This window comes from Thalassotalea coralli, assembly GCF_055786205.1.
This window is the reverse complement of record NZ_JBVVBK010000007.1, coordinates 230654-248381: the sequence shown is the minus strand read 5'-3', so window position 1 is coordinate 248381 and position 17728 is coordinate 230654. Positions and strand designations below refer to the sequence as shown.

At 41.4% G+C, this 17728-nt stretch carries 15 protein-coding genes; 11 read left to right on the top strand and 4 right to left on the bottom strand.

The window, feature by feature from the left end:
• Nucleotides 1–61: 61 nt before the first annotated feature.
• From ACOB80_RS17715 to ACOB80_RS17700, 4 genes are all read left to right on the top strand, one after another.
• Nucleotides 62–901, top strand: a complete 840-nt coding sequence (locus tag ACOB80_RS17715; RefSeq protein WP_473167193.1) for a 2OG-Fe(II) oxygenase family protein — start codon at nucleotides 62–64, stop codon at nucleotides 899–901.
• Nucleotides 902–1078: 177 nt separating this feature from the next.
• Nucleotides 1079–4000 carry an RNA polymerase-associated protein RapA gene (gene rapA, locus ACOB80_RS17710; RefSeq protein ID WP_473167192.1) on the top strand — a complete coding sequence of 974 codons (2922 nt, stop codon included), beginning with the start codon at nucleotides 1079–1081 and terminating at the stop codon, nucleotides 3998–4000.
• Between the two features lie 18 nt (nucleotides 4001–4018).
• Nucleotides 4019–4687 (top strand): RluA family pseudouridine synthase, encoded by a 669-nt coding sequence (locus ACOB80_RS17705; protein WP_473167191.1) that lies wholly within the window; start codon nucleotides 4019–4021, stop codon nucleotides 4685–4687.
• 71 nt (nucleotides 4688–4758) lie between these two features.
• Nucleotides 4759–5700 (top strand): DUF3530 family protein, encoded by a 942-nt coding sequence (locus ACOB80_RS17700; RefSeq protein ID WP_473167190.1) that lies wholly within the window; start codon nucleotides 4759–4761, stop codon nucleotides 5698–5700.
• A 29-nt stretch (nucleotides 5701–5729) separates the two neighbouring features.
• On the opposite strand, the gene ACOB80_RS17695 is transcribed toward ACOB80_RS17700, so the two are convergent.
• The 4 genes from ACOB80_RS17695 to ACOB80_RS17680 all read right to left on the bottom strand — a co-directional run bounded on the left by ACOB80_RS17695 (nucleotide 5730) and on the right by ACOB80_RS17680 (nucleotide 8816).
• Entirely contained in the window at nucleotides 5730–6275 is a 546-nt protein-coding gene (locus tag ACOB80_RS17695) for a lipid-binding SYLF domain-containing protein (protein ID WP_473167189.1), read from the bottom strand.
• A 74-nt stretch (nucleotides 6276–6349) separates the two neighbouring features.
• Entirely contained in the window at nucleotides 6350–7135 is a 786-nt protein-coding gene (gene djlA, locus ACOB80_RS17690; protein ID WP_473167188.1) for a co-chaperone DjlA, read from the bottom strand.
• A complete protein-coding gene (gene murU / locus ACOB80_RS17685; RefSeq protein ID WP_473167187.1) occupies nucleotides 7135–7830 on the bottom strand; it encodes an N-acetylmuramate alpha-1-phosphate uridylyltransferase MurU in 696 nt (231 codons plus the stop codon). Before murU ends, djlA begins: the two co-directional genes overlap by 1 nt.
• Nucleotides 7827–8816 carry an aminoglycoside phosphotransferase family protein gene (locus ACOB80_RS17680; protein ID WP_473167186.1) on the bottom strand — a complete coding sequence of 330 codons (990 nt, stop codon included), beginning with the start codon at nucleotides 8814–8816 and terminating at the stop codon, nucleotides 7827–7829. The genes murU and ACOB80_RS17680 overlap by 4 nt, the downstream gene beginning before the upstream one ends.
• Nucleotides 8817–8959: 143 nt before the next feature.
• Here ACOB80_RS17680 and lptD point away from each other — a divergent pair, with 143 nt between their 5' ends.
• The 7 genes from lptD to ACOB80_RS17645 all read left to right on the top strand — a co-directional run bounded on the left by lptD (nucleotide 8960) and on the right by ACOB80_RS17645 (nucleotide 17718).
• Nucleotides 8960–11236 carry an LPS assembly protein LptD gene (gene lptD / locus ACOB80_RS17675; protein WP_473167185.1) on the top strand — a complete coding sequence of 759 codons (2277 nt, stop codon included), beginning with the start codon at nucleotides 8960–8962 and terminating at the stop codon, nucleotides 11234–11236.
• Nucleotides 11237–11252: 16 nt separating this feature from the next.
• Complete coding sequence (surA, locus tag ACOB80_RS17670; RefSeq protein ID WP_473167184.1) at nucleotides 11253–12533, top strand: peptidylprolyl isomerase SurA; 1281 nt, start codon at nucleotides 11253–11255, stop codon at nucleotides 12531–12533.
• A gap of 5 nt (nucleotides 12534–12538) precedes the next feature.
• Nucleotides 12539–13534: a 4-hydroxythreonine-4-phosphate dehydrogenase PdxA gene (pdxA, locus tag ACOB80_RS17665; protein WP_473167183.1), complete on the top strand. Its 996-nt coding sequence runs from the start codon at nucleotides 12539–12541 to the stop codon at nucleotides 13532–13534.
• Nucleotides 13535–13546: 12 nt separating this feature from the next.
• Nucleotides 13547–14359: a 16S rRNA (adenine(1518)-N(6)/adenine(1519)-N(6))-dimethyltransferase RsmA gene (rsmA, locus tag ACOB80_RS17660; RefSeq protein ID WP_473167182.1), complete on the top strand. Its 813-nt coding sequence runs from the start codon at nucleotides 13547–13549 to the stop codon at nucleotides 14357–14359.
• Nucleotides 14352–14732 (top strand): Co2+/Mg2+ efflux facilitator ApaG/CorD, encoded by a 381-nt coding sequence (apaG, locus tag ACOB80_RS17655; protein ID WP_473167181.1) that lies wholly within the window; start codon nucleotides 14352–14354, stop codon nucleotides 14730–14732. Before rsmA ends, apaG begins: the two co-directional genes overlap by 8 nt.
• A 5-nt stretch (nucleotides 14733–14737) precedes the next feature.
• A complete protein-coding gene (locus ACOB80_RS17650) occupies nucleotides 14738–15559 on the top strand; it encodes a symmetrical bis(5'-nucleosyl)-tetraphosphatase (protein WP_473167180.1) in 822 nt (273 codons plus the stop codon).
• A gap of 134 nt (nucleotides 15560–15693) precedes the next feature.
• A complete protein-coding gene (locus tag ACOB80_RS17645; protein ID WP_473167179.1) occupies nucleotides 15694–17718 on the top strand; it encodes a methyl-accepting chemotaxis protein in 2025 nt (674 codons plus the stop codon).
• Nucleotides 17719–17728 lie beyond the last annotated feature (10 nt).

Here is a 17728-nt window from a genome sequence, read left to right as displayed (position 1 = left end):
TGACCAAATGGACAAGTTATATGTTATAGTTATAAATCATCAATTAACAGGAGCACATTTTATGCAAGTGCAAGTTGTGGACTATCGTGCCGAAGACGCACCTGAACGATTTGTAAAAAGCTTACAAGAAACTGGCTTTGGCGTTCTTAAGAACCACCCAATTCAACAAGAGTTAGTAGAATCTATTTATCATAATTGGTATGAATTCTTTACTCATGGTAACCCTGAAAAATATGCCTTTGACCCTGAAAAACAAGATGGATATTTTGCCCCTGAAATTTCAGAGACTGCAAAAGGACACAAAAAAAAGGATATTAAAGAGTATTACCATATTTACCCTTGGGGCAGAGTGCCTGAACAGTTAGAGCAAGAAATTCGCCAATACTACCAAGATGCATCAAGCCTAGCAGCTCAGTTACTCGGTTGGATTGAACAATATTCTCCAGAACATATCGCAGCTAAGTATTCTGAGCCTTTACCTTCAATGATTAAAGATACGCCGAATACGTTGTTACGTGTATTGCACTACCCACCTTTGACAGGAGACGAAGAGCCTGGTGCTATTCGCGCAGCGGCTCACGAAGACATCAACTTGATAACTATCTTGCCAGCAGCAAACGAACCTGGACTTCAAGTGCAGCAAAAAGATGGCTCTTGGTTAGATATTCCAGCAGATTTTGGTCACCTAATCATTAATATTGGCGATATGTTACAGGAAGCGTCGCAAGGACACTTCCCGTCGACAAGTCATCGCGTTGTTAACCCTAGTGGAGAAAATGCGAAAAAGTCTCGTATTTCCTTACCATTATTCTTACATCCAAGAGACGAAGTGGTGCTTTCTGACAGACACACACAAGAAAGCTATTTGTTAGAAAGGCTGAAAGAATTAGGAGTAAAATAACCGTCAACACTGTTAACAACTCAAGTTAACTTATTTGCACGCAAAAAAGGGGCGATTTTTCACAATAATTGATGATCAAGACTATGATTAACGTTACCATAGCGCCCCTTTTTTCTGAGCGTAAATTGAGTACCGTAATCTTATACGCTCTAGTCATATATTTGTGGAGTAAAATTAATGTCGTTTCAACCCGGTCAACGTTGGATAAGTGATGGAGAGTCGGACCAAGGATTAGGTACTGTTACCCAAGTAGAAAACCGCTTTGTCTCTATCATGTTTACCGCTACCGGTGACATTCGTAAGTACGCTATAGATAACGCCCCTTTAACTCGTGTTATCTTTCAAAAAGGCGACACCATTCCTAACCATGAAGGTTGGCAATTACTGATTGACTCAACGTCAGAAGAAAACGGTCTCATTACCTATCACGGTAAAAATGTACAAACCGGCGAAGAAGCCAGTGTCAAAGAAGTGATGATTGATCACTTTATCAAATTTAATAAGCCACAAGACCGACTACTTAATGGTCAGGTAGACCGATTAGATTGGTTCCGCTTAAGAAAAGACTGTATTGAACAGCAATTTACTCAACAGCAATCGCACCTAACTGGATTAGTGGGTGGACGTGTTAGCTTAATTCCACATCAGCTATACATCGCCAATGAAGTCGGTAGCCGTTTTGCACCACGAGTATTATTAGCTGATGAAGTGGGTTTGGGTAAAACCATTGAAGCGGGTTTGATTTTGCATCAACAACTGGTTACAGGCAGAGCTAACCGTGTGCTTATCATAGTACCAGAAACGTTGATGCACCAATGGCTAGTAGAAATGCTACGTCGCTTTAATCTCCAATTTAGCATTTTTGATGAAACTCGCTGCGAAGAAATCGTTAAATCTGCAGATCCTGAAGAGCCAGTCAACCCATTTAGTGCTGAACAACTCGTACTCGTTAGCTTATCGTTTGTTCGCGACAACCCGGACTGGTATGAAGAACTTATTAACGAACAATGGGATCTTATGGTGGTTGACGAAGCCCATCACCTTGATTGGTCCATTGAAGCACCAAGCGTAGAATATTTATGTGTAGAGCAATTAGCACAAGAGATTCCAGGTGTATTATTGCTTACAGCGACGCCAGACCAGCTTGGCCACGAAAGCCATTTTGCGCGTTTACGTCTATTAGACCCTGACCGTTTTTATGATTACCAAACCTTCCTAGAGGAAGAAAGCCACTATGCGGAAGTTGCAGATGCTGCAAACGCCTTAGTAGCAAAAGCAGAGTTAACATCTGATCAAGAAACGACACTCACCGAACTGCTAAAAGAAACTGATATCACGAAGCAGCTAGCAGATATCCGACAGCAAGATGAAGAACAAAGCGATGAAGCGCGCAGTCAATTATTAGATCAGTTGTTAGATCGCCATGGCACCGGCCGTATTTTATTTCGCAACAGCAGAAACACCATTAAAGGTTTCCCTGAGCGACAGTTAAAACCAACAGCGCTTGCTATGCCTGAGCAATATCAAGAAGCAATTGAAGACTTCCTTTTATCAGACACAAAAGAAGCATTGGCCGCTAAAAAACAAGCTAGCTTTATCACCTCTCCTGAAAGGCTATTTAGCTTAGCAAGTGCCCAAAATTGGTTTGATATTGACCCTCGTGTTAACTATTTGATTGAGTTATTGCAAAGCTTGAATAAAGAGAAGCTTCTGGTTATTTGTGCTCATGCTGAAACCGCGATTGAACTTGAACAAGCGTTACGAGTTAAAGAAGGTATACGCGCTGCGATATTCCATGAAGGCATGTCTATCGTAGAGCGCGATCGCGCCGCAGCTTACTTTGCGCAAGAAGAAGATAGCGCTCAAGTATTATTATGTTCAGAGATTGGTAGCGAAGGTCGAAACTTTCAATTTGCGCATCATTTAGTGCTATTTGATTTACCAAGCAATCCAGATCTATTAGAACAACGCATTGGTCGCCTTGATAGAATCGGCCAAACACAAACAATTCGCTTACACGTACCTTACTTTGAGCACTCTGCTCAGCAAGCCTTGTTTGAATGGTACAACTTAGCTATGGAATCTTTCGAGCATACGTGTGTTACCGGTAGAGCCGTCTTTGAACGTCACGGAGATGCACTAAAAGACATCATGTTAGATGCCGTGTTAGACACTGAGCAGTTAGCTCAGGTTATTAGCGAAAGTAAAGCTAGCCACTTAGCGATAAAGCAAGAATTAGAATCTGGCCGCGATAAGTTACTTGAATTGAGATCAAGTGGACAAGGCAAAGCCGAGACATTAGTTGCTGAAATCGACAAGCAAGACCGAGCGGTTAGTCTGCCTCAGTTTATGTTCCAACTGTTAGACGTTTTTGGTATTAATCAAGAAGATAAAGCCGATAATGCCATCGCTTTGCAACCAACAGAACACATGCTAGCAGCTAACTTCCCTTGTCTACCTGACGACGGAACGACCATTACTTTTGATCGTGAAACCGCATTGGCTTGCGAAGATTACCACCTCATTACTTGGGATCACCCTATGGTAAGTGGTGCAATGGATCTTGTGTTATCAGATGAGATAGGTAACGCCAGCATTGGCCTATTAAAAAACCCTGCCCTACCAGCAGGTACATTTTTTGTTGAGTGCTTATTTACATTAGAAGCAACAGCGCCGAGCCACTTGCAATTAAACCGTTACTTGCCGGTAACACCAATTCGCGTGTTAGTGGACAAAAATGGGAACAATCTAGCCGATAAAGTTGGTGCTCAGTTACTCGATCAGCAATTAACGCCGGTTAAAAAGCAAATCGCTTTACAATTAGTAAAAGCCCTTAAAGGTGAAGTGTCTCCACTAGTAGAAAAAGCCGAAGCACACGCTGATAAGGAAGTAACTCCAATTATCGACAATGCTAAAGCCAACATGACAGAACAGCTTAACAATGAGCTAGAACGACTAGTAGCGTTAAAAGCCATTAATCCAAGTGTTCGCGAAGAAGAGCTTACTTTTGTTAAATCTCAACGAGAGCAGCTTTCTCAGTACATCGACAAGGCACAGCTGAAATTCGAAGCAATTCGCTTAGTGGTTGTCAGCAATTAAGCAGTTGCGAATACCGTAATGGCAGCTAATCCTGACTTTGTTTATCAACCACCGATGACTCCTTATCTCGATATCGTTTATCGAGATGAGGACATTATTGTCCTTAACAAACCGAGTGGCTTACTTACCGTTTCAGGGCGTCTACCTGAGCATCAAGATTGTCTGGAAACACGTGTGCAAAGAGTTTTGCCTAGTGCAGTCATTATTCACAGGCTGGATATGGCAACCTCTGGTATTATCGTGATGGCATTAAACAAGCAAGCGCAAGCGCGAATTGGCCGCCAGTTCGAGAAAAGGCAAACCAGCAAAACATATATTGCCCGCGTATTTGGTAATGTCGCGACAGATTCAGGTTCAGTTGATGCGCCGCTTATTTGTGATTGGCCTAATCGACCCAAGCAAAAAATAGATAATGAAAATGGTAAAAAAGCCCTAACTCATTACAAAGTACTTGCTAGAGAGCAAGCAACTACCTTGGTTGAACTAACCCCAGTTACAGGTCGCTCGCATCAATTGAGGGTTCATATGTTGTCAATAAGCCACCCCATTATTGGCGACCGCTTATACGCACACTCCGAAGCACTAGCGCTAAGTCCTAGACTCGCGTTACATGCACAATCACTTACTATTTATCATCCAACAACTAACGAGCGACTCACCTTCAATATTGAGTGCCCTTTTCTATAATCACTGAATTTTCGTTGCAGAAATTCTAGATAAAGCCGATAGTAAGATATTGCTTTTAGGTCACTATTTTTATGAATAAAACTATTCTACATTGCTTTTTGTTGTTGCAACTCACGTTTGTCAGTATTGATGCTCTAGCGGTATCACCTAAAGAGGCGCTTGCAAGCCAACAAGAAACTGATTCTTCCAAGACCTCTCAAGAGCAAAGCGAAGACAGCGCTAAAAACAGTGACGCCCCTAAAAAAACGGAAACGCAAATCAAGCTACCGATAAACTTACAAAACCAACAGCAAGCCGATTTAGAGCATTACTTACCGGAAAAAGACATTAACAAAATCCTAGTGGGACCTAATGAACATATTACCTTACTGTCGCTAAGTGAAACCACGAATAGCAAAGGCATACTGGTACTAATTCCAGAATGGCAGCAATCAGCCATAAGCCCTAGTGCCATGGATAACTTACGACAAGTAATGCCAGCACAAGGTTGGACGACAATTACAGTTCACCCGCTTGCAAAACCCAGTAACTTCCCATCACATGCAATCTCCAAGCAAGCAAGGATCGAGGCAGATAATAAAGCTATTGAGACGTATCGTGAGTCACTTACTAGCCTGATGAAAGCCGTAGACGAGCAAACAAAAATGTATCCTGGCATTATTGTCGTTGTCGCCCAAGGTCAAAGTGGAGCACAGTTACTTGATCTATACAATAAAGAAGCCATAACTTCTCCTGCAGCGCTGGTACTGTTAAGTGTATTTATGCCAGATCAGCATTGGCAAAAACAAGCAGCCGACAGCTTAGCAAACTTAGGATTTCCGGTACTCGATGTTTCTTTAGCCCGCGACAATCGCTACATGCCATCGAGCAAAAAGATTAGAAAAGTAACGGTAAAACGAATGGCAAAATCTCAATACCGCGCCTTAGAGATAAAAAACCATCAAGCAGGTGTGTATCCAGACAATACACTCGATAGAGAAATTAAAGGATGGTTAACGGCGAACGGTTGGTAATTGCTCGCCGCAATGCTCAATGCAGAAGGCTAGTTTAAATCATCATTTAGCCAGTACTTAGTTCCTTGAAGCGTTGCTTGTAACGCTAACCCTGCTTCAGTAATTTGGTATATCGATACGCCGTTTATCACAGTAGCCGCTTCGCTATGCTCACCACCTTTATCACGAGATTTAGCAGCAGCATCGGCTTGCCCCGAGAAGTCCCAACCATATTCGACAAAGTTTTCCATCGATTTTTTCGTATGAAAAATAAAAACAGCACTAAAGTCTTTAACACCTAACCCTATACCTAGACCAGCAGACCCCATACGCATATAAGTATTTTTACCTGTACTATTGTTATGAACAACGCCAGATCCACCACCAGCAGAAAGAAAAATTAAATTAACCCCAATGTTAGAAAAAACCGCATAGCCTTCGGCTTTTTTTATTTGTGATTTTGTGCCTGGCTCTTCTTTATATAAACGACTTAGCACATCATCTCGCATATCTAGAACTTCTTGACGATCTTTTTCTTTATTAGCAAAAGCAGAAAAAGAAATAGTAAATATAACTAAGGCAACGATTGCTTTCATTGAATGACTCATCTTTTCAATTGATATTAGATTCACTATAGACAAACGAAGTATCTTCACGCAACTATCTTATTCTATTTAGATTTAGTGATAACTTCATAAGCCGCTTGAATATCTTGCGCTTTTTGTTTCGCGGCTTCCATCATCTCAGGAGGTAACCCTTTGGCAATCAATTTATCCGGGTGATGTTGCGCCATAAGCTTTCGATAGGCTTTTTTTACCGTTTTATCGTCAGCGTCTTTGTCGACACCTAGCACTTTATATGCTTGCTCTTCCTGCTCTGCCTGACTAACTTTACCGCCCTGCTGATGAAATTGCGCACCCGCAATAATCATTTCCAATAAGTTATCTAAATCACGTGCAGAAAAACCAAGGGCTTTAGCTAATTTGTGCAATGCGTCACGCTCTGCTGGGTCTAGCGAGCCGTCGGCGAATGCTACTTGAATCTGGATCTCTAAGAACACCAGTAATAAGTCTTGTCGACCTAAGGTCACACGCTTAAATTGCTTGAGCTTGTCTTCAAGAGGAAAACCCGCCATTTTTCCTTCTCGAAAAGCCTCTTGTGCGGCACGTTTCATATCACTGGTTAAACCCAATTTATCCATGTACGCGGAAGCAAACTGAATCTCGTGCTCAGTGACTCGCCCTTTCGCTTTTGCGATATAACCCATAGTAGCGAAAGAAGTGTAGAAGAAAATCTGCTGACGCGTTTCTTCTGTTTGACGCGCTAAATCATCAAAATTAAAGCCTAATCCTTTGTCAAATCTGTGCCCTAACCATAAGCCTAGCAAGGCACCAAATATGTTTTTTGATAACATAAAGCCACACAAAAAACCGATGACTTTTCCCCATACTTTCATCAAAATCCCCTATCAGAAATGAATTGATTAAGTTGTTCCAATCTTTGTGGTGTACCTACATCAGTCCACAATTCATTGAGCTTTATCGCCACAACTTTACCTTGGTCAACTCCTTCTCGTAACATGCCACCAAGCGCTTTAGCGACATTGGGCTTACATTCAGTGAAAAACCTTGGCCTAAAAATAGCGATACCTGAATACGTAGCCGTGGTTAGAGGGGCATGTTCACCTTTGTTCTTCACTTCTTCCTTTTGCGTCAACACAAAATCCCCGTCAGGGTTATGTTCTGGGTTATCTACTAACCAAAGTAAAGCGTCTTTTTCAGGAGATAATGTAGGAATGTTTGCAAAATCATAGTCGGTATATACATCGCCATTAACAACTAGGAAACTTGTTTCACCGCTAAAAAATGGTAGTGCTGTTGCAATACCACCTGCCGTTTCCAAAGCACCATTTTTTTCATGACTATATTCGATATTAACCCCGTACTCCTCACCAGAGCCCAATAGCAATTGGACTTGTTCAGCTAGCCAAGCAATATTAATAATAATGTCTTTTATACCGGCTGCTGCGAGCTTTTCAATATGATGGACAATAAGCGCTTTGCCGCCTACTTTTAACAAAGGCTTAGGCGTAGTATCCGTTAACGGTTTCATGCGCTCACCACGGCCAGCTGCTAAAATCATCGCTTTCATGAATGACTCTCCTCGATTTTTGCAGGTAATGTTTGACTAAACTGGTGCAGGTAGCTCAATTCTGGGTAGCGACTGGAAATGTCGATAATGTAGCTAAGAGTAAGTGGAATATCTTTTAAATAACCTGACTTATTATCGCGATGATGTAAACGCGCAAAAATACCACACGCCTTGATATGTCTTTGCAGACCCATTAAATCAAACCATCGTTGCCATGTTTCAAGCGGGTGATCATATTCAGACATTTGCGAACTATATTTCTCGACAAACTCTGTTAACAATTCGCTGACTAGCGCATCAGGCCATTTTTGGTAACAATCTCGTAATAGCGACACCACGTCATAGCTTATTGGCCCTTTAACGGCATCTTGAAAATCTATAACGGCAATTTGATCATCTTCAACCATTAAATTTCGGCAATGAAAATCTCTATGCATAAAACATTGAGGTTGCTCTAGCGCGCTTTTAATTAATACCTCATAACACGATTGCAACTTAACTTTATCCTCAGCAGATAAAGACAAACCTAAGTGTGCATTTAACAACCATTCTTCAAAAATATCTAATTCAAGTTGAACAAAGTCAGCATCATAAAGTGGTAACCCATATTGGTCACAAGTCGCCATCTTAGGAATAATAGCCATTGCTTGACGATACCAAGTGCCGGCATTATCTTCAGTTAACAAGTTACCAAGACACGTTGACCCTAGATCAGATAAACAAAAAAATCCTTGTTCTTGTTGATAATGAATAATCTCTGGTACATGAATCGCCCGTTCTAACAGTCGACGCTGAACATCAACAAATGCTTGGTTGTTGCACTTATCTACTGGCGAATCGACAAGAATGTATGACCGATCAAAGATGGTCGCTCGAAAGTAACGACGGAAGCCGGCGTCACCATCAAGTGAACTAAGCGAAAAGTCTTCGGTCTGAAAAGTATCAGATAACCACTGATAAAGTTGCAGTTTTCTTTGATCGCGCAAGATTTAAACCCTTAATTTAAAATAAATCGACGTAAGATCGCCCGTTAAGACGTAAAATTGCTATATTATTAACAACTTTGGCGCTAAAATAACACGCATATTGAATAACGCCTATCGGTCAATAATAAAATATCGGACCTTGAATGCATTTTCTTCGTAATTCTTTAAGCATTGCTTTGTTTTCATTTATTTCAGCAAACGCTTTTGGACAACAAACTGAATCAGACAAAACGCTCGCGAATGCTTGTCCTGTTCCTGACTTTACGCGAATACAACACAGCGAAAAACTAAACGCTGATCAATCCATCAATATTATTTCGGGAACGACAGATATTCGACAAGACAAGTTCGCTAAATTTACTGGTGGTGTCACATTTTTCAGCGATCAGCAAGCAATTATTGCTGATGCTTTAGAAGTAAACCAAGAAACCGAAACTTTCTCTGCTACAGGCAATATTCATTTTCAAAACAACAGTATTGATGTCTTTGCAAGTCAGTTATTTGCGAGTAAGTCCGCTAAAACAACAGAAATGCTCGACAGCGCTTACCAATTAAATGGCAACCCAGGTCATGGCAGCGCAGCTAAAATAAACATTAGCGCAGATGGAAATTTAGTCTTAACCGATGCCAGTTACAGCAGCTGTTACGGCGACAAACCTGATTGGCAGCTAAAAGCCAGCGAAATTAACATATCTAAAGAGGAAAATATTGGCGAAGCATATAACGCGAGAATTATGTTTTTCGATGTGCCAGTGCTTTATATTCCGTATTTCTCTTTTCCGGTATCGGAAGAGCGAAAATCAGGTTTCTTATATCCTCAAATAAGCTCTTCGGGAAATTCGGGCTTTCAAATAGAGACGCCTTATTACTGGAATATTGCGCCTAATATGGATGCCACCATAACACCGAAATATATGTCAAAACGCGGCCTACAATTACTCACGGAGTTTAGGTACTTGCAAGGCCTGCAAAGCGGTGAAATCAATCTAGAGTATCTTCATAAAGACGATGAATTGGTTAATAACAACGACGCTCGTTATTTAGCAAGATGGCAGCATATTGGTACCTTCTCGGAAAACTTCAGAGCCCATATTGATTACACCACGATTAGTGACGATAACTATTTAGTTGATATTAAAAGCGATCAATACAACTCAAACGATGCGTATCTATACCAAACGGGTGAATTAGCTTACTTCCAAGAAAATTGGCTTGCTAAAGTCAAACTGCAAGATTTCGAAGTATTAGGTGAAGAAGTGTCAGGCTACCGTACTTTACCACATATAGAATTTAGCAGTTTCTACCCTATGTCTTTCTTAAATGGTGAGTTTGATATTTATTCAGAAATCACCCGTTTTGACACCGATGACTTAAGTAAACCAGAAGCAGACAGGTATCACATAGAAGCTGGTGTCACGATTCCTATCGCGACTCCTGCTTGGTTCGTCAATTCTGAATTGCGTTTACTGCAAACCAATTACCATCAGTCTCGTATTGAAGATAACGAAAGTTTAGAAGAAAACGTTAGTCGTACTTTACCTAAAGCACGTATACATGGCGGCATTAATTTCGACCGAGATGCTAGCTACTTTGGTCAGTCTTTTACCCAAACGCTAGAACCACAATTGCAGTATTTATATGTTCCCGATGAAGATCAATCCAACATCGGTATTTACGATACGACCAAACTGCAAGATGATTATAGCGGTCTATTTAGAGATCAACGCTTTAGTGGCTTAGATCGAATAGCCCAAGCAAACCAATACTCTTGGGGTATTACGAGCCGCCTATTAGACGCGAGTAATAAAGAAACCCTGCGAGTAAGTTTAGGCCGCATTGTTTATTTGAACGATAGTAATGTCGACGAACAAAACAACGTGATATCAAGTGACGAGTCGGCATTGGCTGCGGAAGTCTTTACTCGTATTAGCGATCGCTGGCAATTTAGTAGTGATATTCAATACAGCACAGACAATAACATTACCAACAAGAGTCAAAGTACGTTAGATTATCGTTTTGTCGATAAACACCTAGTTCAATTGAACCATAGGTACTCTCGTAATGTCTCAGGTAATAAGCTTGAACAAGTTTCTTTATTATCTGCTGTGACCCTCAACAAAGATTGGCAATTTGTTGGGCGCTTCACGCAAGATCTTCAAGATAGACGAAGCTTAGAAACCTATGCTGGATTTCAATATGAAAGTTGCTGTTGGGCAGTTCGCTTTTCATATTACCGACATATAAATTCAAATATAGATGAACAAACAGATATTATTGAAAACCGCGATGAATTCGACAGCGGATTCATGGTAAAGTTTATCATCAAAGGATTAGGGGGCAAGAAAACCCGCATCGATACGTCAGACATGTTTGATGATAGTATCTTCGGTTATAAACGTCCTTACTTTCTCAACAATTAACTAGATAACTAACTAAATGAAGAACTTAGTAAAAATAATTACCGCATCACTCTTATTTGCAACAGGAATATCTGTTGCTGAACAAGTTGAGCTTGATCGCGTTGCCGTTATTGTTAACGACGGTGTCGTTTTAGAATCAGAAGTCACCGAAATGCTTGCAAAAATTAAGAAGCAAGCAGCAGATAACAACCAAGACTTACCTAGTGACAAAGCATTACGCATCCAAATTATGGACAAGCTAATTGAAGACAGCCTTATTGCGCAAATGGGTGAACGTATGGGCATTCAATTAAGTGACCTTCAATTAGATGAAGCGTTGGAAAACATCGCAGCAGAGAACAAGTTAACACTTGAAGAATTCCGAAATTCAATAGAGCAAGACGGTATGTCTTATGACAAATACCGTGAAAAAGCGCGAGCTGAAATGGTTGCAGGTGAAGTTCGAAGAAACTCTGTTCGTCGTCGTGTCTATGTGTCTCCTCAAGAAATCGCTAACTTATTGGAAGTGATGAAAACCCAAACCAATAACGACGTAGAGTATCGATTAGGCCATATCTTAATTGAGTTTCCACCAAATCCAACGCAAGAAGATATTAACGAAACAAAAGACCGTGCAGATAAGGTCATTGATTTATTAAACAGTGGGTCGGATTTCGCAAAAATCGCGATTGCTTCTTCAGGTGGCGCAAATGCGCTAGAAGGTGGTGATATGGGCTGGCGCAATATCAATGAATTACCGACACTCTTCTCAGAGCTAGTGGAAGACAAAGATAAAGGTACTGTTTTAGGCCCTATTCGCACAGGCTTAGGTTTCAGTATTATAAAAATTAATGATATTCGCGGCCGTCAAGTAGTTGAAGTAGAAGAAGTTAAAGCACGCCACATTTTGATACAGCCTACGATTATATTAAGTGAAGCCAAAGCAGAAGAAATGTTAAAAGACATTCGCGAAAAAATTGTCTCTGGCGAGGCAACTTTTGAAGATATGGCAAGAGAACATTCTGGTGACGGCACAGCTGCTAGAGGTGGTGACTTAGGTTGGGCAGATCCTGGCATGTATGACAAAAAGTTTACTAAAGAGCTAGAGGCTTTGGAAATCAACGAACTTTCTCAGCCATTCCGCTCGTCTTTTGGTTGGCACATAACCGAGTTAACTGGGCGCCGCACATTAGATGCAACAAAACAAATGAACCAAAACCGCGCGCACCAAATTTTATTTAACCGCAAATTCTCAATGGAGTCGGTACGTTGGATTAAAGAGATCCGCGACCAAGCTTACATTGAAGTAATGGAGTAAATTTAATGGTAAATCGTATTGCCGTAACTCCTGGAGAGCCTGCTGGCATTGGCCCAGATTTGGTTATTTCCGTTGTTCAGCAAGACTGGCCGGTACAGTTGGTGGTAGTAGCTTCACTTGAAATGATGCAAGCTAGAGCTAACCAATTGGGTGTTGACATCGAATTTTATCAATACGATGCGTCGCAACCTGCAAGAGCACACAAAGCCAATACCATGACTATCCTCCCTGTTGCCCTTGCAGAAACCTGCAAGGCGGGAGAATTAAATGCGGCCAATGGGCAATACGTAGTAGAAACACTTCGTGTTGCCAGTGATAAAAATATCAATGGCGAATTTGACGCTGTTGTCACAGGACCCGTTCATAAAGGTTTGATTAACCAAGCTGGCATCGCCTTTAGCGGTCATACCGAGTATTTCGCTTACCAAGCTAATTGTTCTGACGTAGTAATGATGTTAGCAACAGAAGGCTTGCGTGTTGCATTAGTAACTACTCACATACCGCTAGCTTACGTATCTAAAGCAATTACCTACGAGCGCTTACAGAAAGTGACTCAAATTCTTCATCACGATTTAATCGAAAAATTTGGTATCAGCTCGCCCAAAATATATGTGTGCGGTATCAACCCGCATGCTGGCGAAGGTGGACATTTAGGCAAAGAAGAAATCGAAGTGATGAACCCTGCGCTTGATGAATTGAGAGCACAAGGGATGAATTTAATTGGCCCTTTACCTGCGGACACCATCTTCCACCAGAAATACTTAGACGATGCCGACGCTATACTGACCATGTACCACGATCAAGGTTTACCAGTGTTAAAATATAAAGGGTTTGGCAATTCAGTTAATATTACCCTAGGCTTACCTTTTATACGTACTTCAGTCGATCACGGTACGGCAATTGAACTCGCGGGTACTAATAAAGCGGATCCAGGTAGCTTTATGCAGGCAATTGCCACTGCTGTTGAGCTAACACAAAATCAAAGTAAACAATCGAAATAAGGCCTTTTTTTTATGGGTAAAAATTCTCATCTTGGCCACCAAGCGAGAAAGCGTTTTGGTCAAAATTTTCTTCATGATCAAGCGATAATTAGTCAAATAGTAGATGCTATTAACCCTGAACCAGGCGAGAACCTGGTTGAGATAGGCCCAGGTCTTGGCGCACTAACTGAGCCTGTCATTGAGCGCGCTGGTGACATCTCCGTTGTCGAGCTAGATCGTGACTTAGCGCACCGCTTACGCCACCACCCTTTTTTAGCTAAGCATTTAACTATTCATGAACATGACGCGCTTAAATTCGACTTTTCTCAACTAGCGAGCGAAGAAAAGCCATTGCGTATATTTGGTAATTTGCCATATAACATTTCAACACCACTTATTTTCCACCTATTGTCATTTCACGACAAAGTAAAAGATATGCACTTTATGTTGCAAAAAGAAGTGGTTGAGCGCATGGCAGCGGGCCCAAACACTAAGGCCTATGGCCGCTTATCATTAATGACACAATATCAATGTCAGGTAATTCCTGTTATGGAGATAGGTCCGGAAGCGTTTCAGCCACCACCAAAAGTTGATTCAGCGATAGTTCGTTTAGTGCCTCATTCTGAGATAAAGAACCCTGTTAAGAGTATTAATGCATTAAATCAAGTTTGTGCGACAGCCTTTAATCAAAGACGTAAAACGATTCGCAACAGCTTTAAGAAACTTATCGATGCAGAAGCGTTAGAATCACTTGGTGTAGACTTAAGCTTGCGTCCTGAAAACTTGAGTTTGGATGACTACATCCGACTAGCAAATTATTTAAGTGACAACCCAAGCAATGACTAATTATTCTCCTGACATTCGGGTAACAGTTGAAACCCAATATATTGATGAACATTCAGATGAAGCCGAAGAGCAATTTGTTTTTAGCTATACTATTACCATCGAGAATATTGGCGAAGATACCGTTAAACTGATTTCTCGATATTGGGAAATTACCGATGCCAATGGCGAGCTTTCCACCGTCGCAGGTGAAGGTGTCGTTGGCAAGCAGCCTACCCTGCGAGCTGGCGGCAGTTATACTTACACCAGTGGCTGTATCTTAAAGACACCTTTTGGCACAATGGAAGGGCACTATCAATTTATCAACGATGTCCATCAGCCTGTTCAAGGAAAGATCCCCTTGTTTCGTTTAAGTAAACCTAACCTATTGCATTAAACGCTATGGCCAATTATTTTGTCGGTGATATTCAAGGGTGCTTTGCCGAGCTTAAAGCATTGCTTAAACAAGTCGATTTTGATCCTAAAAAAGATATTCTTTGGCCTGCCGGCGATTTAGTGGCAAGGGGAGACGACTCGTTAGCAACATTAGATTTTCTGATCGAATTGGGCGATAGCGTGCGCCCAGTGTTAGGCAACCATGACCTTCACCTGATCGCCACTCACTATGGCATAAAAAAGCCTAAACCTGCCGACAAACTAGCCCCTATTTTTAAAGCTCCTCACCGAAAAGACCTCATTGAGTGGTTAGTACACCAGCCGCTACTTCGTAAACTTCCTAATGAAGAAGTCTATATGAGCCACGCTGGACTTTCGCCGCAGTGGACAATAGACGAAGCGTTCGACTGCGCTCGCTTTGTCGAAAAGAAACTGCAAGGAAAAAAGCGAGAAGCCTGGTTAGCTAAGATGTATGGTGAAAAACCAAATGATTGGCACAAAGTGACCACTAAAGAAGATAAGTTTCGTTTTACCATTAACGCTTTAACACGTATGCGCTACGTATACGAAGACGGGCGCCTTGAATTTAACTGCAAATTGGGCCCTGAATACGCACCAGATAACCTAATGCCATGGTTTTGCCACAAAAAATTATCACTTGGTAATCAGCACTGGATATTTGGTCATTGGGCAGCTTTAGAAGGTGAGGTTAACCACCCTCGTGTATATGGACTAGACACAGGTTGTGTCTGGGGCGGCGAGTTGACAATGCTATGCTGGGACACCAAAACAATTCATCAAATCTCATCTTTGCAAAACAGTAAATAAAGCAACAACTAAACGTGAAATAATCCTCAGCGCTGTTATACTACACTTTAGTAAGAGTATGGCAAAACTATAACTATATCAATTGTCAGCCTTACTGAAGCCCTCTGAGAAAGTAAAATAAACTGGTGATTTTAATGAACCTGAATCTAACTGTTCGTAAGAAGATAATTGGCGGCTTTTCCATCTTGGTAATTCTGCTGATTTTTACAAGCATCACTTCCTTGAGCAATTTGAATACCATCAATAACGCCACTAAACAGCAAGGCGAACTAGCAATACCTACGTTAAGTATAAGTAATGCATTAGCCAATCATTTAGCGCAAATTGGAACTCTAACATTAAGCGGTTACTATCAAAAAGACGTGACAAAGTTAAACGCTGATCGTAATGAGTATAGTGAGATTAATAAGACACTTGACGGTGAATTTAAACGATTAAAAGTCATCGTGAAAGATGAAAGTGGGTTATTAAGCAACCTACGCAAAGTAGACTCAGTTTATGCTTCATTGCAGTCGAACATCGATCAGGTATTTAGTCAAAGACAATCGTCGATTGAAAACTTCTCGTCGCTTGATGAGCAAGTTTACGAAATAGAAGAACGCGCAGATGACGCAGCAACCGTCATGTTGGATTTAGCTGACAACGATTTAGCCGACACTACGTTGCAACGTGCAGTTTCACTTGGTGAACAACTTGAAACCTTATTAGATGGCATTGTGACGTCTGCTTTTGAATTTAAAGATGTAGAAGATAAACAAACAGCAGACATTATTGCTAACCAAATTACTGGTAACTTTGAATCAGCTCAACAAGTTATTCGTGAAATTGAAAATGAATTAGCCGTAAACAACATTGAAGGCATTAGCGAAGAAATAGTAGATACAGAGCAAGCATTAGCGACGCTATTATCTGGTAGCCAAAGCATATTCCAACGAAAAGACAATCAAATTAACGCTAACGCGACTGCAACAAGTCAGCTGGCAGAAGCTGAGTCTAATATTCGCAAAGCGACAGATATCCTCAATCAACAAATTAATTTGGCTAATCAAACCGCTGATAGAACTGGTGAAATGGTAGCAGACTCTGTTTCTACAGGTAACAGCGTCACTTGGGTCATTATGATCGTATCTACAGGTATTGCTTTTGGCATCGGCTGGGTTACGTTGATGAGCATTACTAAACCATTATCACGAGTAAACGATATCCTGCAAACGGTTGCCTCTGGCGACTTATCGCGTAAGTTAGATGATAGTGGCAAAGACGAGTTCGCTCAGCTTTCTAGAAACTGTAATACCTTAATCGACAGCTTACGTTCACTTATCAATGGCATTGTTAGTCGTTCTACTCAGTTGGCAACAGCTTCTGAACAAACATCAGCAGTTACTGCGCAAGCGACTACTGCCATTGAAGAGCAGCGTGCTCAAGTGGAGCAAGCGGCATCTGCTACCACAGAGATGAGCAGTACGTCACACAGTGTTCTATCTAGTGCCAATGACGCTTTAGGTGAAATTAAACAAGCAGACGATGAAGCAGAGCGCGTTAAACACATTTCGAATCGCAATAGATCAACTATCGAACAGCTTGCACAAGAAGTTGAAGATGCGTCTCAAGTTATCAACAAACTACAGCAAGACAGCGCCTCTATCGGCGGTATTCTTGATGTTATCCGTGGTATCGCTGAACAAACTAACTTATTAGCATTAAACGCAGCAATCGAAGCCGCTCGAGCTGGTGAACAAGGTCGAGGTTTCGCCGTTGTTGCTGACGAAGTTAGAACTTTGGCGAGCCGAACACAAGAGTCGACGCAAGAAATTCAAAATATGATTGAAGTATTACAGTCAGGTGCTGAGCAAGCTGTAACTGTGATGGATACTGGTAAGAAGAAAGCTGCTGAATGTGTTAATCAAAGTGAAGAGGCGGGTAAAGCGCTAGAAACAATTACTCATGCTGTTCATGAGGCCTTTGATCGCAGCTCACAAATTGCGAGTGCAGCAGAAGAGCAAAGCGCAGTAGCTCATGAAATCAGTGAGAATTTAGAGTCTATTGTTGCTATTGCAGAGCAAACAACAGCAGGCTCTAAGCAAACAGCTGAATCCAGCAGTGAAGTTGCCCGCTTAGCGGAAGAGCTTCAGTTGTCAGTGCAAGAGTTTAAGCTTTAGTATCCTGAAG

Coding starts and splice junctions, on each gene's coding strand:
- ACOB80_RS17715 (WP_473167193.1), top strand. CDS start 62: ATGCAAGTGCAAGTTGTGGACTATCGTGCCGAAGACGCACCTGAACGA.
- rapA (WP_473167192.1), top strand. CDS start 1,079: ATGTCGTTTCAACCCGGTCAACGTTGGATAAGTGATGGAGAGTCGGAC.
- ACOB80_RS17705 (WP_473167191.1), top strand. CDS start 4,019: ATGGCAGCTAATCCTGACTTTGTTTATCAACCACCGATGACTCCTTAT.
- ACOB80_RS17700 (WP_473167190.1), top strand. CDS start 4,759: ATGAATAAAACTATTCTACATTGCTTTTTGTTGTTGCAACTCACGTTT.
- ACOB80_RS17695 (WP_473167189.1), bottom strand. CDS start 6,275: ATGAAAGCAATCGTTGCCTTAGTTATATTTACTATTTCTTTTTCTGCT.
- djlA (WP_473167188.1), bottom strand. CDS start 7,135: ATGAAAGTATGGGGAAAAGTCATCGGTTTTTTGTGTGGCTTTATGTTA.
- murU (WP_473167187.1), bottom strand. CDS start 7,830: ATGAAAGCGATGATTTTAGCAGCTGGCCGTGGTGAGCGCATGAAACCG.
- lptD (WP_473167185.1), top strand. CDS start 8,960: ATGCATTTTCTTCGTAATTCTTTAAGCATTGCTTTGTTTTCATTTATT.
- surA (WP_473167184.1), top strand. CDS start 11,253: ATGAAGAACTTAGTAAAAATAATTACCGCATCACTCTTATTTGCAACA.
- pdxA (WP_473167183.1), top strand. CDS start 12,539: ATGGTAAATCGTATTGCCGTAACTCCTGGAGAGCCTGCTGGCATTGGC.
- rsmA (WP_473167182.1), top strand. CDS start 13,547: ATGGGTAAAAATTCTCATCTTGGCCACCAAGCGAGAAAGCGTTTTGGT.
- apaG (WP_473167181.1), top strand. CDS start 14,352: ATGACTAATTATTCTCCTGACATTCGGGTAACAGTTGAAACCCAATAT.
- ACOB80_RS17650 (WP_473167180.1), top strand. CDS start 14,738: ATGGCCAATTATTTTGTCGGTGATATTCAAGGGTGCTTTGCCGAGCTT.
- ACOB80_RS17645 (WP_473167179.1), top strand. CDS start 15,694: ATGAACCTGAATCTAACTGTTCGTAAGAAGATAATTGGCGGCTTTTCC.